Genomic DNA, 24,848 nt, shown 5'->3' with positions numbered 1-24,848 from the left:
TCGCGTCGGCGAGAACCCGCTCGATACCGAGTCGGGAAAGAGATATCCCGACGGAGCGAAACGCACAGTCTAGCGGTGTCACGAACGAGACACCGGATACCCCATGAAAGCAGCACGATTCTACGGCGAGCGCGATATCCGCATCGACGAGGACGCCGACCCGGGCGACGTCGGCCCGACCGACGTTCGGATCGACGTCGACGTCTGCGGGATCTGTGGCACCGACCTCCACGAGTACGAGCGGGCGGCTCTCACTCCCGACAGCGAACACCCGCAGACGGGCGCGAGTCGCCCGATCGTTATCGGACACGAGTTCAGCGGCCGCGTCAGCGAAGTCGGCGACGACGTGATGCGACTCGCGGTCGGCGATCCGGTGACGGTCCACCCGAACATCCCGTGTCACGACTGCGTCTACTGTGCGGACGGGCGGTACAACCGCTGCGACGATAGCCTCGCCATCGGTCTCGAGACCGGGACCGGCGGCTTCGCGGAGAGCGCCGTCGTGCCGGCCCGGCAGGTCCACGTCCTGCCCGAGAGCGTCGATCTGTGGGAGGGCGCGCTCGTGGAACCCCTGGCGGTCGGCCTGCACGCGGTCCGTCGGTCCGGAATGTGCGCCGGCGACACGGTGGCCGTCTTCGGCTGCGGACCGATCGGCCTCACCGCGCTCCGGGCCGCCGAAGCCGGCGGCGCGAAGCGGATTTTCGCCTCCGAACCGAACGAGCACCGACGCGAGGTCGCGCGCCGACTTGGCGCCGACGTCGCGATCGATCCGCTCGAGGAGGACGCGGTCGAGCGCATCGCGGACGCGACCGACGACGGGGTCGACGCCGCGTTCGAGTTCGCCGGCGTCGAGCCGTCGGTCGATGCGGCGATTCGGAGCACCCGCCGCGGCGGCGCCGTCACCGTCGGGAGCCTCAGCGACGGTGCGGTCGCACTGGATCTGGACGAGATCGTCCTGAACGAACGCGAACTCAGAGGGACCTTCTGTTACGGGTTTCCGCCGCGCTCGTTCCGCACCGAGTTCGACGCGATCGTTCGGTCGATCGCGGACGGCGAGATAGACACCGACGCGTTCGCGACGAAGCGAATTTCGCTCGAGAACATCGTCGAGGAGGGGTTCGAGGAGCTGACGGCTCCCGACACGGCACACGTCAAGATCCTGGTCGAGCCCTGATGACGGATTCCGGACGGCCGTACACGCGGCCGCTGCCGGATGCGCGGGCGGCGCCGGAGCGACCGGTCGACCGCGACGCCCGCACTCGCCTCCGATCACCGGAAACTATAACAGGCGTCTCCGCAATCGACTTGATAATGCGACTCGCTATCACCCCCTGGGACTCGAGCGGTCCGACGCGGGGTCGCGGGACCGACGACGGTCGAAGCGAGTCGCGCCGCTCCGAACGACGGACGGAACCGACTGCGAAATGCACACGCTGATATTCGACACGACACAGACCATGTACGAGGACTTTGCATCCACGCTCGCGGCGACGATGTGGACCGACTTCGACGACCAGCCCGAACGGGACGGCCCGACGGCCGAGATCACCGACATCGACTCGTTCGTCATCGACGGCAACTTCCCGTGGACGATCGTCACCGTCGAGACCGATCGCGGCGTGACGGGAATCGGCGAGGCCTACCCATCGCCGGGCGTCCACGAGATCGTCACGGACTACCTCCGACCGGTGCTCGTCGGCGAGAACCCGCTCGACGTCGAGCGACTCTACAACCTCATGCGCGAGAGCCTCTCGGGACGGGGCTCCCAGTGGGGCGTCGGAACGATCGCCATCAGCGGCGTCGAGATCGCCCTCTGGGACGCGGCCGGGAAGCTGCTCAACCAGCCGGTCTACCAGCTACTGGGCGGGAAGACCCGCGAGGAGGTCCGCGTCTATGCCGACTGTCACGCCGGCGAGGCGATGGTCTCCTCGGCCGAGGAGGGCCAGGAGGAGACGACGTACGAACCCGAAGCGTACGCCCAGGCCGCGCGCATGGCCGTCGACGACGGGTTCGATATGATCAAGTTCGACCTCGACGTCCCGTCCGGCCGCGACATCGACACCCTCTCGCGGCACTTCGATCCGCCGGAGGTCGAGCACAAGCGTTCGGTCGTCGAGGCCGTCACCGACGAGATCGGCCACGAGGCCGAGGTCGCGGTCGATCTCCACTGGAACTTCAGCCCCGAGACGGCCAAGCAGCTCTGTCGGGCGATCGAGCCGTACGACCTCGCCTGGGTCGAGGATCCCCTGCCGCCGGAGAACACCGACGCGATGCGCGAACTACAGCGCAGCGTCGACACGACGCTGCTGACCGGCGAGAACCGCTACGGTCGCCACGGCTTCCGTGACCTGATCGAGGAGCAGGCCGTCGACTTCCTCGCCCCCGACGTGCCCAAGACTGGCGGGATCGCCGAGACGAAGAAGATCGCGGACATGGCCGAGGCCTACTACCAGGCGCTCATCCCCCACAACATCGGCAGCCCGATCGCGACCGTCGCGACCGCCCACGTCGGCGCGACGGTGCCGAACTTCGTTGCCCTCGAGTACCACGCCCGAGAGGTCTCGTGGTGGGACGACCTCGTCGCGCGCGACGAGCCGCTCATCCAGAACGGACGGCTCGAGGTTCCCGATTCCCCGGGGCTCGGTATCCAACTCGACTGGGACGTCGTCGAGGAACACCGGAAGCAGCGGTCCTGACGAGCCGACGACGGCACCCGCGTGGAACGGCCGATTCGGTGATTCCGGTTACCGATTGGCCGTCCCTTCCCCCTGGCATACTGGCCACCCGTTCTCGCTGATAGTCCGGTCGGCGGCCCCTGGTGACGGTCCGTCGACCGACCTCCGCCCTTCCGCATCCGTCTGATAGTCAAGTTCGGCCGAGTGCGCTCGTTCTCGAGCCCGCAATCGAATCTTCGAGAGCGACCAGAACGGTACTCACACGACAGCCGAGCACAAAGCCTAATGCGCTCTTCTCCGTACTGTCAGTCGACGATGGTCGAAATCGATTACATGGCTCATCAGGAGCAGTACGATCCGTCCGCGCTGTTGGACTACGGAGAACAGGCCACGGCCGGCGGTTACGAGACCGTCTGGACGTCGGACCACTTCCACCCGTGGTTCCACACGGGCGCGGAGTCGGCGTTCGCGTGGTCCTGGCTCGGCGCCGCGACGGAACGACTGGACGGACCGATCGGCACATGCGTGACGCCCGCGACGGGCCACTACCACCCCGGCATGATCGCGCAGGCGTTCGCGACCCTCCAGCAGCTCCACGACGATCGGGTGTTGCTCGGGCTCTCCACCGGCGAGGCAATGAACGAGACGCCGCTCGGCTTCGACTGGCCGGAGTATCCCGAACGCCGGGACCGGCTCGAGGAGGCCCTCGAGATCATCCGCGCCCTCTGGGGCGACGACGAGTGGGTCAGCGACGACGTCCGCGAGCGCATCGACGAGGACGGGTTCGTCACCTACGACGGGGAGCGGTTCGACCTCGACGAGGCCAAGCTGTACACCATGGCCGAGCAGTCGCCGGAGATCCACATCGCGGCCAACGGACCGAGCACCGCGCGGCTCGCCGCGCGGTACGCCGACGGGTTCATCACGGTCAAGAAGGGCGAGGAGTACACCGACCGGCTCTACCCCGCGATCCGTCGCTACGCCGAGGAGGAGGGCAACGATCCGGACGCGATCGAGACGACGCTGCTCGTGACGGCGTCCTACCACCCCGACTACGAGCGGGCGCTCGAGGCGACGCGCCCGTGGCACGCGACGACCCAGAACGTCTTCGACCGGGCGCTGTCGGACCCGCGGGAGATCGAGGCCGAGGGCGAGAAGGCGACCCGCGAGGAGATCGAGGAGAAGTTCTTGATCGCAGACGATCCGGCGGAGATCGCGGCCCAGCTCGAGGAGTACGCCGAGATGGGATTCGATCGGATCGCGGTCGGGAACACCAGCCCCGACCCCGAGCGGCTGTTCGAGGTCATGAACGACGAGGTCATCCCGTCGCTGTAACGCCCGTTCACGTCGACTGCCGTGGGTCGATCAGTCGAACTCGGATCGGCGCCGTCGTCCGAACCGGATCGCGCCGCTCGCCGCTCAGAGTTCGATGCGGTCGCCGATTTCGGCGATCTCGAGGCGCCGCGGATACTCGACGCTCCGCGCGTGATGGTGTAGCACGGTCGGATCCGCGGTGAGCCGCTTCCACATGTCCCAGTGGCTCGGCAGGAGCCGATCGAGCCGGAGATCGCTCGCGGCCTCGATCAGCTGATTCTCGTCGTTGTACCACTTCGTCACCGTCGGTGTGCCGGTCTCTCGATGGGGCATCACGCCGACCGTCCCGAACGCGAGGACGCCGAGGTCGATATCGAAGCGCTCGCCGATATCGGCGAACGAATCTGCCGGCCTCGAGTCGCCGCCGTGGAAGAACGTGCCACCTTCGTGTTCGACGACGTACGAGACCGGATGGCTCGCGTCGGGGTCGTAGGCCGGCTCGACGTGAATCTCGAACTCGCCGACGTCGAACGAGTCCCCTTCCGCGACTTCGACCAGTTGCTCGTCGCTCACGTCGTAGGCATCCGGCCACGCTTCGTCGTCGCGTGCGATGGCGACGGCGTCGTCCGGACCGTAGAACGAGGCTCCCGTGTTCGCCAGGATCGGCGCCTGTGACGGCCCGTGCACGTGATCGACGTGTTCGTGGGTCGCGAGGATCGCGTCCGCGCTGCGGACGTCGTCCGACTCGAACGGAACCGGAATCATTCGGATGATCCGCGGCGGGTCGCCCAAGCCCAGATACGGATCGATGAAGATCGTCGTTCCCCCGCGTCCCTTGAGGACGAACCCGTTGCAGCCGAGATACCAGACGGCGACGCCGTCGGGATCGGCCGACGCGATCGCTCGCGGAAGCCAATCGCTCCAGTCGCTGTGAATCGCCATACGTACACGTGAGTTCGGACCCGGCTAAGAGCGTACCGGTTCGTGCGATCGAGTCCGAAGCGACGTTCGGTTCGGACCACCGCACGGAATCCCCGCGGACGTCGACGGGCCGCCCTCGGCGGAAGGCGGAGAAGGCTAGCGACCGACGAACCTCTTGAGGCCGTCGCAGACACACAGACCGACACCGCTGAAGGATGCGGCGTACCGGCGAACGCGAAATACCGGCTGGTCGGAGTACCACTCTGTGCTGAAAAATATTCTTGTGCTCGCACGACGTCATCGGTGAGCAACGGGATGGGACACAGAAACGGAACCGACCCCTTTGGAACGGAACGCTCCGCAGAGTCAGTCTCGACGAAAGTCATCAAACGCGTCGCGACGGCTTCGGATCGGGAGATCAGTCAGTTACCGCCGCTGTACGACACCGTCGATCCGGGGGCACTCGACGCCCTGATCGATTCCGTCGAAGCGGGCCCGTCGTCGCTGGTTCTTCGGTTCGCGTACGAGGGCTATCTGATTACGATCGACGAATCGGCGTCCGTGAGCGTCGAACGTCGGACCGAATAGCTGATCGGGTCCGCGGCCGCGACGGCGAGCACCGCGAGCCGGTCGTACTCGATCGCCGGCGGGGTGGTCAGTTGCCACGGCTTCGGCGAGATCCGGCTTGAGACGCGAGTAGCGACGATTGCGCCCGGACGGCTACCGCCACCTCCAGTCGCTCGACTCCGTCGACCGACACGTGAGGGCGAATTTTTATACTGGTTAGCGAGGTAAATACCCCGACCCACCGTGGTCGGGGATGAAGCTAACACGCAGGGATACAAATCATTAAGTGACAATACGACTAATCAAGAGATAGCGATGGAACACAGTTACCGCTACCACGCTTACCCGACACAAGAGGTAGCGGAAGAACTGGAACACCATCTGAACATTCATCGCCAACTCTACAACCATGTCCGCTGGGACTACATGAACAGCCCAGAGGACGACAAACCGAGTGAGTACGACCAGAACAACAAACTCCCCGAGTGGAAACGAAAGTGGCCGGTGTTCAGCGAACTGCACTCGAAAGCCGCCCAAGCCACCGTCGCACGCTTCCACCGCAACCTCTCAAACCTTCGCAAGAAAAAAGAGAAGGGGACACAAAGTTGGTCGGCTCAAACGGCAAGCGCCCACCGAGTACCGGAGCGTGACGTACAATCAGTCGGGTTTCGACCTCGATGAAAAGAGGGGCCACGACAAGTACGCATACGTTCGCTTCAGCAAAATCGGATGGGTCAAAATTCGGTACACACGACCGGTTCCTGACAACGCCACCGTCAAAGAAGTCACGTTCAAGAAGGAGACAACCGGCGAATGGTTCGTCTCCTTCGGACTTGAGTCAGATGAGACTGACCTTCCCGAGAAACCCGATGTGGACTCACTCAACGTGAGCAACAGCATCGGGATTGACCTTGGCATCCTCAACTACATCCACACAAGCGACGGCAAGACTGTAGATTGGCTCAACCTCGAAGACGAGTACGAACAACTCCGACGCGAGCAACGAAAGCTGTCTCGGAAAGAGAAAGGGTCGAACAACTACGAGAAGCAACGTCTGAAGGTAGCCAAAGTCAAGCGTTACATTCGTCGGAAGGTGCTGGACTACCAGCACAAAATCACGACGTGGCTCGTCAAAGAGTACGACGCGGTATTCGTTGAAGACTTGAACGTCCAGAGTATGCTTCAGGGCGACGGCAACGCTCGCAACAAGCAGGATGCGGCATGGCGACAATTCATTACTTTGCTCGAATACAAGGGCGAGTTGTACGGCACTCACGTCGTGCAGGTTGAAGCACGAGGAACGACGAAAGAGTGTGCATCGTGTGGCGTGGAGACAGCGAAACCCATCTGGGTTCGAGAACACTCCTGTCCAAGTTGTGGGTTCGAGACTGACAGGGACGCAAACGCAGCGATGAACGTCCTCAAACGAGGATTCGATGAAATAGGGCTGGGATGGCCCGAATCAACGCCTGTGGAGACTGTGGCCGCTACGGACACGACCCAATTTCAGTCTGTGTCTGCAAGTCACGTCATCGAAACAGGAAGCCTGCCCTCGTAAGAACAGGATTCCCCGCGCCACCGTGCGCGGGGTAACATTCAAGGCACATCGGGGTAATTCATTACATATGCCCACGCTTACCGGAGGCGAGATTATCGCCAAGTATCTGGAGAAAGAGGGCGTAGAGTACCTGGTCGGCATTCCCGGACACGGGAGCACGAACCTCCTCGACGCGTTCAACGACTCCGAGGTCGAGGTCATCCAACCGCGACACGAGGAGGGCGCGACCCACCTCGCGGACGGCTACGCGCGTGCCAGCGGCGATCCGCTCGCCGTGTTCACGTCGATCGGTCCCGGCGCGACGAACACGGTCACCGGCGTCGCAACGGCCTACGTCGACTCGATCCCGATGGTCGTCTTCACGGGCGCGCCCCAGACCCACGAGTACGGCCAGGGGATCCTCCAGGAGATCGAACGACAGAAACCCGGCGACTTCCCGAGCGTAATGGAGCCGGTCACGAAGAAGAGCTTCGTCGTGAACGACGTCGAACAACTCCCTCGAGTCCTCAGACGTGCGTTCCAGGTCGCGACGACGGGCCGACCGGGCCCGGTCCACGTCGACGTGCCGATGGACGTACAGGGCGGCGCCGCAGACGTCGAGATTCCGGAGCCGGCGGAGACGCGAACCCACAGCCGTCCCGGCGGCGATCCGGAGTCCGTCTCCGAGGCCGCCGACCTGCTCGCGGAGGCCGACCGGCCGGTCATCGTCCCCGGCGGCGGCTGTATGCTCGGCGAGGCCTGGGACGAGGTCCAGGACCTCGCGGAGCACCTCAAGGCGCCCGTCATCCCGACCTTCCAGGCGAAGGGGATCATCCCCGAGGACCACGAGCTGTTCGTCGGCTACGCGGGCTGGATCGGCTCGACGGCCGGCAACGAACTCGCGAGCAACGCGGACGTCGTGCTCGCGATCGGCTGTCGGTTCACGGACATGCACACGTCCTCGTTCGAACAGGGCGTGAGCTTCGAGATCCCGCCGAGCAAGCTCATCCACGTCGACATCGACAACGAGGAGATCGGTAAGAACTACCCCGTCGAGGTCGGCATCCTCGGCGACTCGAAGGTCGTCACGCGACAGCTCCACGAGGCGGTCGCCGACCGCGTCGACCCCGTCGGTACCGAAGACAACGAGTATTACGACGAGATCCAGCGGCTGTGGGCCGAGTGGCAGGAACTCGTCGAGGAGCGACAGACGGATGACGTGCCGATGTCGATCTCGCGCGCCCTGGCGAGTCTGCGCGAGGCGCTGGACCGCGACGGCATCGTCGTCTCGAGCGCCGGTCAGCCACAGGAGGTCACGAACCCGCAGTTCCCGGTGTACGAGCCCCGGACGAACATCTCCTGTGGCGGCTTCTCGACGATGGGCTTCGGCGTCTCCGCCGCCATCGGTGCGAAGCTCGCTCGGCCCGACAGGCAGGTCGTCGACGTGGAGGGCGACGGCAGCTTCATGATGTGTAACCAGGAGGTCAACTGCGCGGTCGAACACGACGTCGACGTCACCTGGCTCGTCGTGAACAACGACGGCTGGAAGTCGATCCGGAACCTCCAGGTCGACAAGTACGGCTGGGACCGCGTCCTCAACACGCCGTTCGAAGAGGGCGTCGACTTCGTCCAGATGGCCGAATCGTTCGGCGTCGAGTTCTCCGAGCGCGTCATCAAACCCGAGAACCTCACCGAGACGCTCGAGGAGGCCCTCGCCCACGACGGGCCCGCGCTCGTCGAAGCCATCGTCGAACCGGACAACGAAGATTCCGGTGCGATCGTCACCGGCAAGTGGGACCTCGCCGACCTCGAGCGGGACGACTGACGGCCCGATCCCGTCCGACGAGGGTTCGCTGATCGAGCTCCCTTCGTCGCGACCGACGGCCGCGGCGGCTCCGATATTCTTATGTCGGATGATGGCAAATGACGTGGTATGAAATCCCTTGTAGTGGATGCTCAGTGGGACCCAAGAGCGGAGTACGACGTTTCGGACGCCGAACGCGAATCGAAGAAGGCGATGAACGCCTCGCAGGTGTGGCGAGATCCCGAACTCCGCGTCACCGAACGCGAGCGCCCGACGCCGGAGGGCGACGAAGTGCTCGTCCGCGTTCGCTACGCAGGCATCTGCGGGAGCGACGTCTCGATGCTCGAGACCGACGAGGACGGCTACGTCCACTATTCGGCGTACCTCCGGCTGCCGAACGTGACCGGCCACGAGTTCGTGGGCGAGGTCGTCGAGACGGGCGACGACGCGCAGCTGTTCGAGGAAGGCGACCTCGTCACCGCGGAGGTGACCGACTACTGCGGGCGCTGTAACATGTGCCGGCAGGGCTTTACGGGTCACTGCGAGAACTTCGAGCAGCTCGGCTTCACGATCCCCGGCGCGTTCGCGGAGTACGCCGCCGTTCCGGAGAAGCTCTGCTGGGACGTCTCGGCGCTCCGGGACGCCTACGAGACGGACGACGAGGCGCTTCGCGCCGCCGCGACGATCGAGCCGAGCACCATCACGTACCACGGACTGTTCGCCCGCGCTGAGGGGATCCTGCCCGGCGATTACCACGTCTACCACGGCGCGGGCCCGATCGGCCTGACCGGGATGAACGTCTCCCGGGCCGCCGGTGCCGGTGAGGTGATCGCGTTCGAACCGTCCGACGAACGCCGCGAGGTCGCCCGCACGCTCGGGTTCGAACACGTCTACAACCCGATCGAGGACGATCCGGTCGAGACGATCGCGTCGGTCACGGACGGCGAGGGCGCCGACGTCCACGTCGAGACCGCCGGCGCGGTCTCGCAGACCTACCCCGCGATCGAGGATTCGCTAGCGGAGGGCGCGAACGTCGTCCACATCAGCAACGCCGCGAGCGATCCCGACATCGCGCTCCGGAAGTACCAGGGCAACAGCGCTCAGCTCTACGGCTCCGAGGGCCACACCGGACAGCAGGTCTACCCGCGCGTAATTCGATTGATGGCCGCCGGACGCCTCGACAATCTCCCGATCGTCACGTCGACGTTCGACCTCGAGAACGCGGACGATGCGATCCGACAGGCGTCCGAGCGCGTCGACGGGAAAGTGCTGATCGAAATTTAGTCTCGCAGCGAGGATCTGACGCGGAATCGCCGCTCTTCTCGAACTCGAGGCGAACGCCGAAGCGCACGGCGACGGACGGCCGAGCGTCTCGCTGACGATTGTCGACCGATCGAAGAGACAGGAGTCCGGAACCGCTTACAGCGACGACCAGGACTTGCGAGCCTCGTTCCAGGAGGTGATGTCTGCGATCCAGCGGGCCGCGATCAGCTTTTTGAGGGTCTGCGCGGGAACGCCGCCGAACGTGTCGACCGGGAGGGAGACGCCGAAGGCCGGCGTGACCTCGTGGGCGACGGCCTCCTCGCCGACGGAGACGACCGTTCCCTTGTCCTCGTACTCCCAGGTCTTCAGCGGCCGGTTCTCGATGGCGCGGGCGACGTTCTCGCCGACCACTTCCGCGGCCTGCCAGGCGGCCTGGGCGGTCGGCGGTGCGGGCTGGTCGCCCTGGTCGACGATCGCCGAATCACCGATGGCGAAGACGCGCTCGTCGGTGGTCCGGAAGTTCGCTCCCGTCGTCACCCGATTGTGCTCGTCCTCGAGGTCGGCGTCGTCCATCGCGTCGCGGCCGGTGATACCGCCGGTCCAGACGAGGACGTCGTGATCGAGGGGTTCGCCCTCGTCGAACTCGATGTGGTCCTCGGTGGCCTCGGTGATCGGGTCGTCCGTGTGGATCTGCACGCCGGCGTCCTCGAGTAAGTCGCGCAGCGCCCGCTGGATCTCGGGATCGTTACCCGGGAAGATCTCTTCGAGTGCCTCGACGAGATGAATGTCGATCGGCGCGCGATGAGTATCGCGGAACTCCGCGATTTCGCCGGCGGTCTGGATGCCCGAGAGCCCGGCCCCGCCGATGACGATCTGTGCGGGCTCCTCGCGAGTCGCTTCCAGACTGGCCTCCGTGACGGCGTCGTGGATCTCGAGGGCGTCGTCTACGCTCTTGAGCGTCAGCGAGTGTTCCTCGAGGCCGGGAATGCCGTAGTAGGCGGTCTGACTGCCCAGGCCGACGACGACGTAGTCGTACTCGACGTCCTCGCCGTCGGCGAGTTCGACGACCCGCTCGTCGGTGTCGAGGCCGACGACCTCGTCCCGGATGAACTGGGTCGACGGATCGGCGATCCGATCGACCGAGAAGGTGACGTCAGAACGGACGTCCGGATCCCGAATGACGCGGTGAGCCTCGTGGAGCACGAGGTGGTAGTCGACGTCGGCGATCCACGTCAGCCGCGCGTCGGTCTCGAGTCTCGATTGGAGCGTTGCGATAGCACCGGCTCCGGCGTACCCGGCGCCGAGTACGACGACGTTCTCAGTCATACTCGCTAATCCGAGCCACTGCAATACAAAGCTACTGAAAGGGTCAGAATCTGATGTCGTTCACACCCTACGAAGGCGTACAATTCGCTGTATCGGACCGATCGCGCTCACGGACCGTGGCACCGACGACCAGTCGACGACTGCACTCGAGTCCGTCCAACGCGCCAGCCATCCCCATGATTTATTATCTCGGACGGTCCTCCACTCTGTATGGGCGTAGGATATACGACCATCATGTACGACCCAGCAGAGGTACTGTCCGAGGGTCTCGGTGACTTCGCCGCGTGCCGGTACGACGGCGTCGAAATCGGGCTCGGGAAAGTCGAATACATCGGCGTCGACTCGCTCCAGGAGTCCCTCGAGGAGCACGGCCTCGACATCTACTGCGTCATGGCCGGCTGGCTCAACAACGAAGAGGACGTCGACGCGGCGGTCCGGGGCGCGGGTATCGCGGCCGAACTCGACGCGCGCTTCCTCGGCATCCTGCCGCCGCCGCGGGGCCAGACCGACGACGCGACGTTCGACGAGTGGCTCGACCGGATCTGTACGGCCGCCGACGAGGCCGGCGTCACGCCCGTCATCCACCACCACGGGGCCTCGCACATCGAGAGTCCCGAAGAGATCGAGGAGTGGCTCGAGCGCGCGCCCGACAACCTCGAGTTGCTGTACGACACGGCCCACTACCAGCCCTACGGCGACGTCATCGACGGTATCCACCGGTTCGCGGACGACATCGCGTACGTCCACCTCAAGGACATCGACCCAACCGTCGACTTCCAGGACCACGTCGACACCCTCACCGCGGGGAACGTCCAGTACGACAGCCTCTTCGTGTTCCTCACGTCGTTCGTCGACCTCGGCGACGGCGTCATCGACTTCGAGGCCGTCGACGAGGCGCTTGACGAGATCGGCTACGACGGACAGATCACGATCGAGATCGAGAACGAGCGCGACGACAGGCTCGTCCACGCGAAGCGGAACATCGACCACTGGACCGACGCGACCGACGCGTAGGCCGAGTCGATAGTCGAGCGGAGACCGCTGTCCGCAAGCGCTGCCATACCCTCTTCCGCGGCTGTTGAAGCCGATGACAGCGACCGCAGTCGGAGCGAGACGGATCGACGTTTGAGCGGTCAGTACTCGGATCGGGAATCTCTCTAGTGACGGCGATCGACCGCGCGATCAGCTGTCGGTCTCGACCGCGAGCCGCTGTCCCCGATCGTCGCTTCGGGCGACGGTGTCGACGATTCGCTGTACCGTCAGCGCTTCGTCGAAGGACACGATATCATCGCCCTCGCCCGCGATGGCGCGGAGGAACTCGTAGTTCTCATGGACGACGGTGTGTTCCCAGCCGATCGCGTGGCCGGCCGGCCACCACCGGTCGCCGTACGGATCGTCCTCGTCCGTGACGAGGATGCGCTCGTAGCCGCGCCGGTCGTCGTCGTACACCTCGAGTTCGTTGAGTCGCTCGAGGTCGAATCGGATCGCGCCCTCGGAACCGATGATCTCGATCGCGTTGGTCGCCTTGTGTCCCGAGGCCATGCTCGACCCCTCGAAGACGCCGATCGCGCCCGATTCGAACGACGCGGTCGCGAGGTAGGCGTCGTCGGTCGTCACCGGAAGAGTCCCGTCGCCGTCGGGGGCGGGCCGCTCGTCGACGAACGTGGCGAGCCGTCCGCTGACGTCCTCGATCGCGCCGACGAGCCACCGCGCGAGATCGATCGTGTGCGAGCCGAGGTCGCCGACCTGCCCGTACCCCGCTCGCTCCGCGTCGTTGCGCCAGACCCACGGGTGCTCGGCGTCGGCCTGCCAGTCGACGAGGTACTTCCCGCGGACGTGGCGGATTTTGCCGAGCGCTCCCTCGTCGATTAACTCCTTGGCCAGTCGCAACGCGGGGACGTATCGGTAATTGAACGCACACGCGGCGACGGCGTCGCTCTCGTCGGCGGCCGCGACCATCCGTTCCGCGTCCTCGAGGGTGGCCGCGAGCGGTTTCTCACAGAGGACGTGGACGTCGTTCTCGAGGGCGGCGATCGTCGGTTCGGCGTGGAGGTCGTTCGGCCCGAGGTTGTAGAGGACGTCGACCTCGTCGACGAGTCGCTCCCAGTCGTCGGTCGTGTGCGCGAACCCGAAGCGCTCCGCGGCCGACGCGACGCGCTCCTCGTTGCGCCCGCACAGCATGTGCCGGTCGGTGGCCGGTGCCTCGGGGAAAAACATCGGGAGGCGAGCCAGCGCGTTCGCGTGCGCCTGTCCCATGAAGCCGTAGCCGATGAACCCGACCCGAAGGCTCATCGGCTGATTCCTCCCCGGGGCGAGACGCCCTCGGCGGTCGGTTTCGCTTCGGTTCGATCACGCACCTCGAGCGGTCGTGCGCTCGTTCCGGTCCCGGGGCTACGCCCGAGAGAGCTGATAAGCCGCATACTGAACGGATCGATCGCATCGTGCAAATAGATATCGGACGCCACTCGCCGTCCGACGCCGGTTCGCCGCCGTCGGGCGTCGCCCTCGAGTCGGGTCCGTCTCGCCGGTGGTCGACGGGACCGGTCGCAGTCTCGGCAGCGAGGGAGGCGACGGGAAATCGAGGCGCGATCGCCGCGTGCTAACCCTTGGTAAACTATTTGTGGGATGCTGACTAACGCGTTGTTGAGATGAAGCTCGGAGTCATTGGTGTCGGCGCTATCGCACAGATCATGCACGTTCCGTACCTCGCGGAACTCCCCGAAGCAGACATCCACGCGATCGCTGACCCCGGCGAAAACGTCGTCGAGACGTTCGGCGACCGGTACAACGTCCCCAATCGATACACGGAGAGCGCGGCGCTGATCGAAGAGCAGGCCGAGGAACTCGACGGCGTGGTCGTCACGACGCCGATGCACACCCACGCGGAGGTGGCCGTCGCCGCCCTCGAGGCGGACCTGCACACGTTCGTCGAGAAGCCGGTCGCCGTGACGCCCGAGGACGCCCAGGACGTGATCGACGCGGCCGCGGAGACGGACGCGGTCTGCATGGTCGGCTACATGAAGCGCTTCGATCCCGGCTTCCAGAAGTTCCGGGCCGAGGTCGACGAGCTGTCGGAGATCGATCTCGTCACGAGCACCGTCATCCCGCCGGACGTCGGCGCGGTCATCGAGGAGAACTACGACATCGTCTACGCCGACCTCGACGACGCGTTCCTCGAGGAGAGCAACTCGAAGCGCCAGCAGCAGGTCGAGGCTGCTATCGGAACCGACGACGAGACGCTCACGCGGGCCTACGAGTACCACCTCGAGAGCATCTGCCACGACGTCAACGCGCTCCGGTCGGCGTTCGGATCGGTCGAACGAATCGACCACGTCGACGTGTTCAAGGGCTGGAAGTACGTTACCGCTCAGCTCCGGTACGAAGGGGACCGCCGGTGTATCCTCGAGTCCGGCGCGACCGATCGGAAGTGGTACGACGAGCGCATCCGCGTCGACGCTCCCGAGGGATCGGCGTCGATCGAGTTCTCGAACGCGTTCATCAAGAACACGCCGTCGGACGTCCGCACCAAACTCGGAACGGAGGAGACGACGGAGACCCAGCACACTCCGTCGTCGGACGAGCCGTTCAAACGCGAGCTCCGACATTTCCTCGAGTGTATCGAAGGGGAGACCGAGCCGCGGACGCCGCCGGAGGAATCGAAGCGTGACGTCGAACTCATCGCCGATCTCATCCGAACGTACGACGAGAACGGCGAGGCGAACAGCGTCAGTCGATAGTCGCGAACTGGCCCGTTACGGCCGACCCAGGCGCACTCGCGAGATCGTCGGGACGACGACTCGCGATAGTAGCTCACGCCCACTCTTTTCGAGACAGCACGTCCCGCGCTATCCTGACTGCGATCATGAGAGCCGAACAGACGCCGCTACCCGATTCGCTGAGCGCCGAGAGGCCGACCGAAAAATCGCGTCGTTCCGTTCAGGCCTGCTAGTCGCCTTCGAGCGGTGCCGTCGCTGGCTCGCTCACTCCCACTCCATCCAGTCGGGGTCCTCACAGCGGAGCCGACGATCGATGCCGTCGATCCGTTCGATATCCGCCTCGTCTAGCTCGACCTCGAGCGCCTCGCGGTTGCTCCGAATGTGCTCGGGCGTCTGCGACCGGGGGATCGGAACGACGCCGTCCTTCGAGAGGAGCCAAGCCAGGCTGACGACGGCCTCGTTCACGTCGTGTTTGTCGGCGACCGCCGAGATCTCGGGGGTATCGAACACTTCGCCTTGCGCGATCGGGGAGTAGGCGACGAAGTACGCGTCGCGATCCCGGACGGCCGCGCGGAGCTCGTTCTGGGGCAGGAACGGGTGCATCTCGGCCTGAACCGCGTACGGCGACGGCTCGAGGAGGTCGTCAGCGAGTTCCAGATCGGCGGGCGTGTAATTGCTCACGCCGACGCGCTCGACCTGTCCCGCATCGACGAGGTCGTTGAACACGGGGAGCACGGTCTCGATGTCGTCCTGGCCGCGGGGCCAGTGGTGGTAGAGCAGATCGATCGTCTCGATCCCGAGCCGAGAGAGGCTCTCCTCGACGCCGTTTCGAACGTACTCCGGCGTCTTCTCCGGTTCCTCGAAGTGGGCGATCTTCGTGGCGACGAACAGCTCGTCGCGATCGACGTCGGCTCGGTCGATGGCCTCGCCGACCTCTTCCTCGTTTCCGTACAGGCGGGCCGTATCGAGGTGACGGTATCCCGACTCGATCGCCGTCACGAGGGCATCGATACCGTCCTCGTCGGTGAGACTGTACGTCCCGAATCCGAGCCTGTATGCGTCCTCGTCGAACATATCTACAACGTGGCTCGAACGATCCTTATACCTTCCCGTATCGGATAACGTGCTGGCCGATCGCCGACCCCGTCTGGAACGAGTGAGTCCAAACCTCGCCGTTCGATATCCGCGGTTTCTACCCTGCCAACACGTCCCCACGCAGTCCCGGTGCGGTGGGTCGAGAAGGAGCCGTTTGAGAGAACAAAACGGTATCTGCGTCCTCCTATCGAGTTCCGTGAACGAATTTCTGTCTTCGGTAAACGAGTGGGGTGAGCTATCGCTCTCGCTCCGATTTCTCGGTTTGATCCGGTCTCCGGCAGCGTTTGATCGTTACAAACGGCGGAATGCGGCGCGTAACGCAGATTCTCAGTCGGCCGATACCCCATTTCCTGTGATCGAAACGAAGCAGTAGCTACCGCGTTCGTTTACACCCGTACTGACGTAATCGCGCGACGGCAATCGGTTCGCATCCGCGTACCTATCGTATCCGTCCTCGGCCGTTCGTTTGAGAGACACAAACGACGGGGTTCAGCCTGCACACGTTCGATTCGACGAGCTGGCCCAGTCATCTCGTTCCGTCGCCGGGGATCACCCTCGCACAAGCGAGTACCCGCGACTCTCCGCGCTCACCCGAGGGAAATCATCGTGATACCGAGGACGGCCAGGCCGGTCGCGACGAGACGCGTCCGAAGGTGGGACTCCTCGAGGAAGATCGCGCCCAGAATCACGGCGACGATCGCCTGTCCGTTGACGACGGGAGAGACGATGCTCGCCGGCAATCGCTGAAAGGCGAGCAGGACGACGTGGTTCCCGGACGCGATGATGAGCGCCGTGACGACGAACAGGGGCAGGTCGCGCCACCAGTCGTCCGGCCAGCGAGCCCGGATCGCCAGCGGTCCCATCAACCCGGCGACGCCGAGAAACATCAGCGGAACGTACGTCGTCGGTGCGATGGCCAGTTCCTGCATCAGCACGCGTTTGCCCACGTCGACGACCGCGAACGTCGCGGCCGACAGCAGCGCCAGTTGGGCCGGCCGAGACCGACTTGCTCGTTTGAGCGGGGCGAGGAGCGTCGTCCCCTCCCAGTTGGCGACGTAGATCGCGATCGTCGCGACGACCACGCCCCCGATCTGGAGCGCGGAGAGTCGCTGTCTCAGCAGGCCCACTTCCAGCGGGAGGACGAACACCGGAATGATCTTGCTGATCGGCGAGACGTACGAGACCTCGCCGATTCGGAGCGCGCGAAACAGGAATACCATAGCGAGGGCCGTCAACGCCGTGACCGCGAAAATAGAGCCGAGAGCGCTGACTCGATTCGACGCGGGGAGGAAGGGACCGTCGGCGGCGACGACTACCGGGAGATAGAGGACCATCGAGAGCGCATAGGTGATCGACAGAAAGGTCGGCGAGGAGTAGTCGGCGAACCACCGCTTCATCACGAACAGGGACGTCCCGTAGAGCAACGCGGCCAGGCCGGCGAACGCGATTCCGATGTTCACATCGCTGTCCATCCCTGCCGACCGCAAGAAGCATTCGCTTTCGGTCCGCCGACCGGCCGGGATCGGGGTGGTCCGAAACGGACGGCATCCCTCGAAGTTTCGGGACGTGGTGTCTCTGTTGACGCGTGCTCGGCGAACGGGCCGATGAAGCCTTGTGTCTCGGCGGGAGATTTTTAACGTCGAAGGGATATTCAGGGTATATGGAGCTCCACGACAGATCCATCAGTCAAGATATTCACGACCTCGGCGCGCTCCTGGGCAACATTCTCGAGGAGCAGACGTCTCTCGAGGCGTTTGAGACAGTCAAATCGTGCCGGCGGGCGGCGATCGACTACCGATCGGGCGACCTCGACACCCGCGACCCGCTGATCGCGGAACTCGAAGGACTGTCGCCTCACAATCAGCGGATCGTCGCGCGGGCGTTCACGACCTACTTCGAACTAATCAACCTCGCGGAGGAACGGGAGCGGATCCGAACGATCCGAACGGGCTCTCACGAGCGGACCCTCGACGACGGCCTCGAGGACGCGGCGGCGGAACTCGGCGAGGCCGACGACGAGACCGTCCAGCGGATTCTGGACGATATCCTCATCGAGCCGACGTTCACGGCACATCCGACCGAAGCCCGCCGGAAGACCGTCAAATCCAAACTGAGGGATATTTCGACGTCCCTCGAGACCCTGGACGAGCGGCTACTGACCGAGAAGGAGGAGGAACAGGTCTGGCGGGACATCGACGCCGAGGTGACGAGTCTCTGGCAGACCCCACAGGTGCGAAACCGCCAGCCCGAACCCGAAGACGAGGCGCGCAACGTCCAGTGGTACCTCGAGAACACGCTGTTCGACGTGGTCGGCGAGGTCTACGACGAGCTCGACGATGCGATCGATTCGGAGCTCCCGCGGGACATCGACGTTCCGAAGCTGTTCGAGTTCCGCTCGTGGGCGGGTAGCGATCGCGACGGCAATCCCTACGTGACGCCCGAGGTCACGGCGAACGTCTTGGAGCGCCAGCGGGAGGTCGTCCTCGAGAAGTACCGTGACGAGCTCAAGCGCCTGTCGGGCGTGTTGAGTCAGGACGGGGGTCGGATCGATGCGGGAGGCGAGTTCGAGGCCTCACTCGAGGTGGACCGCGAGCGGCTGCCCAGCGTCGCCCGCACGGCCGAGGAGCGCTACCCCGGCGAGCCCTACCGCCAGAAGCTCAAGCTCATGCGCGAGCGGCTCCGTCGCGTCGGGGACGTCCGGCCGGGCGGCTACGACGACGTCGACGAACTCCTCGAGGATTTGGACGTCATCGCGACGAGTTTGCGAAACAACGGCGGGGAGACCGTCGTCGAGGCCCATGTCGACCCCATCCGCCGACGGGTCGACACGTTCGGGTTCTCGCTCGCGAGCCTCGATCTGCGCGACCACCAGCAGAAACACACCGACGCCATAGCCGAGGCCCTCGAGCGAGAGGGGATCGACTACCGCGGCCTCTCGGAGGCCGAGCGCGTCGAATTCCTGACCGACGCCGTCCTGCAGGACGAGCCCGTGCTCGACCTCGGCGAGACCGACGGACTGACCGACGACTCGACCCGCGTCCTCGAACTCTTCGACAGCCTCGCCGACTGGCAGACCGAGTACGGCGTCGAGGCAATCGACACCTACTGTATCTCGATGACCGACGAACCCAGCCACGTCCTCGAGGTGCTGTTCTTGGCCGATCAAGCCGGCGTCGTCTCGCTGCCCGAACACTCGGGGATCGACATCGTCCCGCTGCTTGAGACCGAGTACGCCCTCTCGGGAGCGCGACGCATCATGGGGACGCTATTCGAGAACGAAGCCTACAGTCAGGCCCTCGAGGCCCGCGGGCGAACCCAGGAGATCATGCTGGGCTATTCGGACTCGAACAAGGAGAACGGCTTCCTGGCGGCCAACTGGTCGCTGCACAAGAACCAGCGCCGGCTGGGCGAGATCTGCGACGACCACGACGTGACGATGCGGCTGTTCCACGGCCGCGGCGGTTCGATTTCCCGCGGCGGCGGTCCGATGAACGAGGCGCTGCTGGCCCTGCCGAACAACACGATCACCGGCCAGGTCAAGTTCACCGAGCAAGGGGAAGCGATCGCCGAAAAGTACGGCAATCCCCGCATCGCCGAACGCAACATCGAGCAGATGCTCAACGCCCAACTCCGGGCGCGAAAGCAGGCGATCGACCAGCCCGAGGAGGACGTTCACGCAGAGTGGATCGACGCCATGGAAACGATGGCCGACGCCGCCCGACAGGAGTACCGCGACCTCCTCGAGAGCGATGGCTTCGTCCGGTACTTCGAGCAGGCGACGCCGATCACGGTCATCGAGGACCTGAACCTGGGCTCGCGTCCGGCCTCCCGCAGCGGCGAGCGGACCGTCGAGGACCTGCGGGCGATCCCGTGGGTGTTCTCCTGGACCCAGTCGCGGTGTATCCTCCCGGGCTGGTACGCCCTCGCGACCGGTATCGAAGCGTACTTAGACAACGGTGGCTCGATGGATACCCTTCAGGAGATGTACGACGAGTGGCCGTTCTTCCGGACGACGCTGGACAACGCCGCCCTCTCGTTGTCCCGCACAGAACTCGAGATCGCCGAACAGTACGCGGGGATGGCCGATGCGGCGCTCCGCGATCGGTTCTTCCCGCGCGTGACCGACGAGTACGAGCGGGCGACCGAACTGATCACGGAAATCGGACAACGCGATCGCCTCCACACTCGCGACTGGCTCGGCGAGAATCTGGAGCAACGGAACCCCTACGTCGATCCGCTGAACATGCTGCAGGTACATCTGCTCGACAGGAACCACCGCACGAATATCGAGGAGCGGACGCTCCGACTGACGGTCAAAGGGATCGCCGCCGGGATGAAAAATACGGGCTAAGGGAGAGAGTCGCTCGAGCATCACTTATCGGCGCACTCGATCGAAGCGAGAACTGCCCATCTACGGCCTCAGTTCTTCCAGCGTTCACGGCAGCGGGAGCGAATCCGAAGAACAATCGGCGGGACGATCAAGGTGAGGCGAGACATCTTGCTCGAGGATCGAACGATGATTGTCTTCGCTAAGAAGCAAACGGATCCGATCGCTAATCGAACGGGTGAGCAACCGTATGACGCGATATAACTTCCTCTTTGATCCTGCCGGGGACGACCGGCTGTGTTTCCGACGTTTCTCCTCTCGACGCTCTACGAGACGCTTCGAACTAGTCACGAAAGATCACGGCCGTCCGTCAACCGAGATCGAAGCGCTCGTCGAACTCACCGGCTACTCCGACGTTTCCGACGGGCTCCGCGAGTACGAGTTAGCGTCCTCTCGACCGACACCGACAGTGCTCGATTACCATTACATTAGTACAATTGTAAATAAGTACGGGAAGTCACTATCACTCTATCGAAACGGAACAATATTCGACTGTGTCGGAAATCCGTACTTCGGGAAAATAGCCGGTTACCGGTCGATGTAGACCGTAATTCGGATATATCGGTATATATCCGGTCGGACCACTTTCCGAGAAAGTCGGAAACGCTCCCTTTAGAACGTTTGAAGCGCGTTTCGATAAGTTATCGAGTCGGCATGATTGCATCTCCCCGCCGAGACAAACAGCCGAGCGGATAGGGATCACTTCGATCGAGACGGCGACATCTGAGAAGTCGATAAAACGTGATAACCGATACCAGTACTCCGACCATCTCGGATTGCGCTACCAGGTCGCGACAAGTATTGTCATTACACTTTTTCTGAGAAATATACATTTTAGGCTGTGTATGAGTTGCTTGCGTCCGATTGGTCGGAACCCGCGTACGAATCAATCGTCGAAAACCGAGAGCGGTGCAACCGATCGCGTAGAGAGTCATCCGAATTCGCCGAAAAACTTCTATGTGTAACAGTTGTCGAGGCTGCTATGACAAACATATCGAATAAATCGGTTCAACGAGCTTTCAAACTCGTCGACGAACTCTCGGAAAACGGCAGCGGACGGGTTTCGGACCTCGCGGAACGGCTCGATATGCCAGTGAGCACGGTCCACGATTACCTACAATCCCTCGTCGCAACGGGATACGTGACGATGGAAGGGAAAGAGTACCGAACGACGACGCGATTCCTCGAAATCGGCAACCGACAGCGACATCGGCTCGAGATTTTCAAAGCGGTTCGCGACGAACTCGAGACGGTCGCCGAGGAGACCAGTGAACACGCGACGCTCCTGATCGAAGAGGACGATCAAGCAGTAATCCTCGCCGTACAGGAGGGACCGGACGCCATCAATCTCTTCGCGTATCCGGGCGCTCGAATGCCGTTACACGCGGTGGCACCGGGGAAAGCGATGCTCGCCCACATGCCAGACGACCGAGTCAACGAACTCATCGACCGACACGGTCTCGTCGAGGTGACCCCTCGAACTATCACTGATCCCGACGTTCTGTTCGAACAGCTCGAGCAAATTCGCACTCAGGGATATGCAGTCGACGAAGGAGAGCGAATCGCCGGAATGGTCTGTATCGCGGCACCGGTCCTCGACAAGAACGAACGGATACGCGGTGCGATCTGCGTCTGTGGGCCCCAGAGCCGGATCGACGAGGAGCGACGGAACGAAATCGCCGACGTCGTCAAACGGGCAGCGAACGTGACGCAGGTGAACCTAGACTACGTCTGAGAGATCCGTTCAACGCCCCCGCGGTGCAGTTCAGTCGTTCGAGACCGGCGCGAGCGCTTCGATCGTGCCGACAGCCACGTCGTCTGCGGCCTGTTCTGGGATCGTCAGTAACGGTCGATCGACGACGGTTTCGTCGACGAGTTCCCGGAGGCGACGGCGTGCGGCGTCCGGCGTTCCCGCGACTCCGAGCTCGTGAACCATCTCGTCCGTGACGAGATCGGTGGCCTCCCCGCGATCACCGTTTCGCCACGCCTCGGCGATTCGCTCGGCGCGGTCGGGAAACAGCATCCCGATCGCGTTCTGATAACCCTCGCTGCTGCCCGCGTAGTACGCGATGTGCCCGCGAACGGCGTCGTAGGCCGCGTCGCCATCGGCGCTTACCGCTGCGGGGACGTACGGTGCGATCGTGATATCGTCAGGATCGCGACCTGCTTCTCGCGCCGCGCGTTCAACGGCCTCGAACGCGTCGTCGAGCTCCGAGAACGGAATGTTGTGGGGCATCCACCCGTCACAGAGCCGGCCGACGACGCGGCGATTCGCTCGACCGAGCGCCGCGTGGTAGATCGGAACCTCCTTGTTCACCGGCGGGACGCCGTTCACCTGAATCAGTTCGCCGTTGTAATCGACGGGCTCGTCGCCTGTTAGGATCGCCCGAATTACGTCGATCGTTTCGTGCGCGCGACGGACGGGACGCTCGAATTCCATCCCGTGGATGTTTTCGATAGCCGTCGGCGTGCTCGTCCCGACGCCGAGGGACGCGCGCCCATTTGAAACCTGATCGAGCGTCGACGCCGTCATCGCGAGGACGGCAGGCGTCCGCGAAAAGACGTTCAGAATCGCGGTGCCGACCTCCACGTCGTCGGTACGAGCGGCGATCTCCGAGAGTTTGACGACGGAGCTCGTTCCCCACAGTTCGCCCAACCAGACAGAGTCGTACCCCCGTTCCTCCGCATCGATCGCGAGGTCAGTCGGGTCGTGGCTCCCCGTACGCGGGAGTACTAAGCCGAGATGCATACGCCGTCCTTTGTGATTCTCCGTGATAAATCATACCGCTGAGACGGCTGGCCGCGACACAAACGGAGCGCTCGCAACCGCATGCGAGTCGATCGGAGAGGGACAATCGTCCAGTTTGGGGTCTCCAAACGGCTCTACCGTCCGACGAAATCCAGATTACCGTCGTCGAACGTCGTGAGCGTATCGAGTGACTAGTACCCGTCTGAGCCGCCGCCTCGAGCGGGCGTCGATTCGGAGCGCCGACGGAGAGGACGGTCCGTTCGCTTCGCGATGGGAGCGCGTCCGTCAGTTCAGCAACGGATCACACACTTTAGTATCTGTCCCGCGAATAGCCGATTTATGACGCTCACTGACGAGCAGGAGCTCGTTCGAAACACGGTCCGGAAGTTCGTCGAAAACGAGGTCGGCGCCGACGTCGACGAGGCCGATGAGAAGCAGGAGTTTCCGGAAGACGTCTGGGACGGTCTCGCGGAGCTCGACCTCACCGGACTGACGGTTCCGGAGGAGTACGGCGGTCTCGACGTCGACACCCTCACGTACAGCATCGTCAACGAAGAACTCGCGTACGGCCATCTCGCGGTCGCGACGGCGCTGTCCGTCCACTGTCTCGCGACGTCGTGTATCCGCCAGTTCGGCTCCGAAGAACACAGAGAGGAGTGGCTCCCGGAGATGGTCACGGGCCGTCCGGTCGGCGCGTTCGCGCTCTCGGAGCCCGAGGCCGGGTCGAATCCCGCCGAAATGACGACCGAAGCCCGTCTCGAGGGCGACGAATACGTCATCAACGGAACGAAACAGTGGATTACGAACGGCGAACGCGCGGAAGTCGTCATTCTGTTCGCCAAGACCGACCGGGGCGACCCCGACAGTGTCACCCAGTTCCTGGTCCCGAAGGACGTCGACGGACTTGAGGTCGGCAAGAAGGAGGATAAGCTCGGACTACGGGCCAGCGATACGACGACGCTCGTCTTCGACGGCGTTCGGATTCCGGCGGAGAATCGACTGACCGAGGTCGGCGAGGGTCTCAAAGCCGCGTTCTCGATCCTGACCGGCGGCCGCGTCGGGATCGCGAGTCAGGCGGTCGGGGTCGCACAGGCGGCCCTCGACGACTCGATCGCCTACGCGAACGACCGCGAGCAGTTCGGTAAACCGATCATTGACCACCAAGCGATCGGCCACAAACTAGCGGATATGCAGACGGACGTTCAAGCGGCCCGGTTGCTCACCCGCGACGCCGCACGCAAGAACGAGGGCGATGTCGATGCAAAATCCGCGGCCATGGCGAAGTACTTCGCGAGCGAGGCGGCGGTCGACGTGGCCAACGAGGCCGTCCAAATTCACGGCGGCTACGGCTACACGAAGGACTTCGACGTCGAGCGCTACTACCGCGACGCGAAGATCACCACGATCTACGAGGGAACCTCCGAGATCCAGAAAAAGATCATCGCGCGCCACCTCAAGCGCTAGCGCGGCCGGCATCCGTACTCGGCCGGACGA

At 63.9% G+C, this 24,848-nt stretch carries 17 protein-coding genes and 1 pseudogene; 12 read left to right on the top strand and 6 right to left on the bottom strand.

All coding sequences use genetic code 11. The features are described from left to right. Positions 1-103 precede the first annotated feature (103 nt). The 3 genes from HTUR_RS21470 to HTUR_RS21460 all read left to right on the top strand — a co-directional run bounded on the left by HTUR_RS21470 (position 104) and on the right by HTUR_RS21460 (position 4,010). Positions 104-1,174, top strand: coding sequence for a 2,3-butanediol dehydrogenase (locus HTUR_RS21470; protein ID WP_012945445.1), 1,071 nt, complete (start codon positions 104-106; stop codon positions 1,172-1,174). A 283-nt stretch (positions 1,175-1,457) separates the two neighbouring features. After that, positions 1,458-2,696, top strand: a complete 1,239-nt coding sequence (locus tag HTUR_RS21465) for a mandelate racemase/muconate lactonizing enzyme family protein (protein WP_049942030.1) — start codon at positions 1,458-1,460, stop codon at positions 2,694-2,696. Between the two features lie 294 nt (positions 2,697-2,990). Next, positions 2,991-4,010 carry an LLM class flavin-dependent oxidoreductase gene (locus HTUR_RS21460; RefSeq protein ID WP_012945443.1) on the top strand — a complete coding sequence of 340 codons (1,020 nt, stop codon included), beginning with the start codon at positions 2,991-2,993 and terminating at the stop codon, positions 4,008-4,010. An 84-nt stretch (positions 4,011-4,094) separates the two neighbouring features. Here HTUR_RS21460 and HTUR_RS21455 read toward each other — a convergent pair whose 3' ends face one another. Beyond that, complete coding sequence (locus tag HTUR_RS21455; RefSeq protein ID WP_012945442.1) at positions 4,095-4,931, bottom strand: MBL fold metallo-hydrolase; 837 nt, start codon at positions 4,929-4,931, stop codon at positions 4,095-4,097. Between the two features lie 294 nt (positions 4,932-5,225). On the opposite strand from HTUR_RS21455, the gene HTUR_RS21450 reads away from it, so the two are divergent. The 4 genes and pseudogenes from HTUR_RS21450 to iolM all read left to right on the top strand — a co-directional run bounded on the left by HTUR_RS21450 (position 5,226) and on the right by iolM (position 10,102). Then, positions 5,226-5,498 carry a HalOD1 output domain-containing protein gene (locus HTUR_RS21450; protein ID WP_012945441.1) on the top strand — a complete coding sequence of 91 codons (273 nt, stop codon included), beginning with the start codon at positions 5,226-5,228 and terminating at the stop codon, positions 5,496-5,498. Positions 5,499-5,792: 294 nt separating this feature from the next. Beyond that, a pseudogene (locus HTUR_RS21445) lies at positions 5,793-7,035 on the top strand (RNA-guided endonuclease InsQ/TnpB family protein). Between the two features lie 67 nt (positions 7,036-7,102). After that, positions 7,103-8,839, top strand: a complete 1,737-nt coding sequence (locus tag HTUR_RS21440) for a thiamine pyrophosphate-binding protein (RefSeq protein ID WP_012945440.1) — start codon at positions 7,103-7,105, stop codon at positions 8,837-8,839. Between the two features lie 108 nt (positions 8,840-8,947). Continuing rightward, positions 8,948-10,102, top strand: coding sequence for a scyllo-inosose 3-dehydrogenase (iolM, locus tag HTUR_RS21435; RefSeq protein ID WP_012945439.1), 1,155 nt, complete (start codon positions 8,948-8,950; stop codon positions 10,100-10,102). Positions 10,103-10,237: 135 nt separating this feature from the next. On the opposite strand, the gene HTUR_RS21430 is transcribed toward iolM, so the two are convergent. Beyond that, positions 10,238-11,407: an NAD(P)/FAD-dependent oxidoreductase gene (locus HTUR_RS21430; protein ID WP_012945438.1), complete on the bottom strand. Its 1,170-nt coding sequence runs from the start codon at positions 11,405-11,407 to the stop codon at positions 10,238-10,240. Between the two features lie 234 nt (positions 11,408-11,641). Between HTUR_RS21430 and HTUR_RS21425 the strand changes: the two genes are divergently transcribed. After that, a complete protein-coding gene (locus HTUR_RS21425; protein WP_226377527.1) occupies positions 11,642-12,421 on the top strand; it encodes a sugar phosphate isomerase/epimerase family protein in 780 nt (259 codons plus the stop codon). Between the two features lie 168 nt (positions 12,422-12,589). Here HTUR_RS21425 and HTUR_RS21420 read toward each other — a convergent pair whose 3' ends face one another. After that, a complete protein-coding gene (locus HTUR_RS21420; RefSeq protein ID WP_012945436.1) occupies positions 12,590-13,699 on the bottom strand; it encodes a Gfo/Idh/MocA family protein in 1,110 nt (369 codons plus the stop codon). Positions 13,700-14,055: 356 nt separating this feature from the next. Between HTUR_RS21420 and HTUR_RS21415 the strand changes: the two genes are divergently transcribed. Further along, positions 14,056-15,144, top strand: a complete 1,089-nt coding sequence (locus tag HTUR_RS21415) for a Gfo/Idh/MocA family protein (protein ID WP_012945435.1) — start codon at positions 14,056-14,058, stop codon at positions 15,142-15,144. A gap of 243 nt (positions 15,145-15,387) precedes the next feature. On the opposite strand, the gene HTUR_RS21410 is transcribed toward HTUR_RS21415, so the two are convergent. Beyond that, positions 15,388-16,197, bottom strand: coding sequence for an aldo/keto reductase (locus tag HTUR_RS21410; protein ID WP_012945434.1), 810 nt, complete (start codon positions 16,195-16,197; stop codon positions 15,388-15,390). A 608-nt stretch (positions 16,198-16,805) separates the two neighbouring features. Next, positions 16,806-17,690, bottom strand: a complete 885-nt coding sequence (locus HTUR_RS21405) for a DMT family transporter (protein ID WP_012945433.1) — start codon at positions 17,688-17,690, stop codon at positions 16,806-16,808. A gap of 188 nt (positions 17,691-17,878) precedes the next feature. On the opposite strand from HTUR_RS21405, the gene ppc reads away from it, so the two are divergent. Both ppc and HTUR_RS21395 read left to right on the top strand, forming a co-directional pair. Further along, positions 17,879-20,569: a phosphoenolpyruvate carboxylase gene (gene ppc / locus HTUR_RS21400; protein WP_012945432.1), complete on the top strand. Its 2,691-nt coding sequence runs from the start codon at positions 17,879-17,881 to the stop codon at positions 20,567-20,569. A 1,018-nt stretch (positions 20,570-21,587) separates the two neighbouring features. Then, a complete protein-coding gene (locus tag HTUR_RS21395; RefSeq protein WP_012945431.1) occupies positions 21,588-22,340 on the top strand; it encodes an IclR family transcriptional regulator in 753 nt (250 codons plus the stop codon). Positions 22,341-22,370: 30 nt separating this feature from the next. Here the strand turns inward: HTUR_RS21395 and HTUR_RS21390 are convergent, their stop codons facing one another. Next, on the bottom strand, positions 22,371-23,354 hold the full coding sequence (locus HTUR_RS21390; protein ID WP_012945430.1) for an LLM class flavin-dependent oxidoreductase: 984 nt from the start codon (positions 23,352-23,354) through the stop codon (positions 22,371-22,373). 339 nt (positions 23,355-23,693) lie between these two features. Between HTUR_RS21390 and HTUR_RS21385 the strand changes: the two genes are divergently transcribed. Then, positions 23,694-24,818: an acyl-CoA dehydrogenase family protein gene (locus HTUR_RS21385; protein WP_012945429.1), complete on the top strand. Its 1,125-nt coding sequence runs from the start codon at positions 23,694-23,696 to the stop codon at positions 24,816-24,818. The last annotated feature ends 30 nt before the right edge of the window (positions 24,819-24,848 follow it).

Origin of the sequence: Haloterrigena turkmenica DSM 5511 (genome assembly GCF_000025325.1) — an archaeon.
GTDB classification, from domain to species: Archaea; Halobacteriota; Halobacteria; order Halobacteriales; family Natrialbaceae; genus Haloterrigena; species Haloterrigena turkmenica.
The sequence above is the reverse complement of the archived record's forward strand: the minus strand, read 5'-3'. Positions and strand labels throughout refer to the sequence as shown.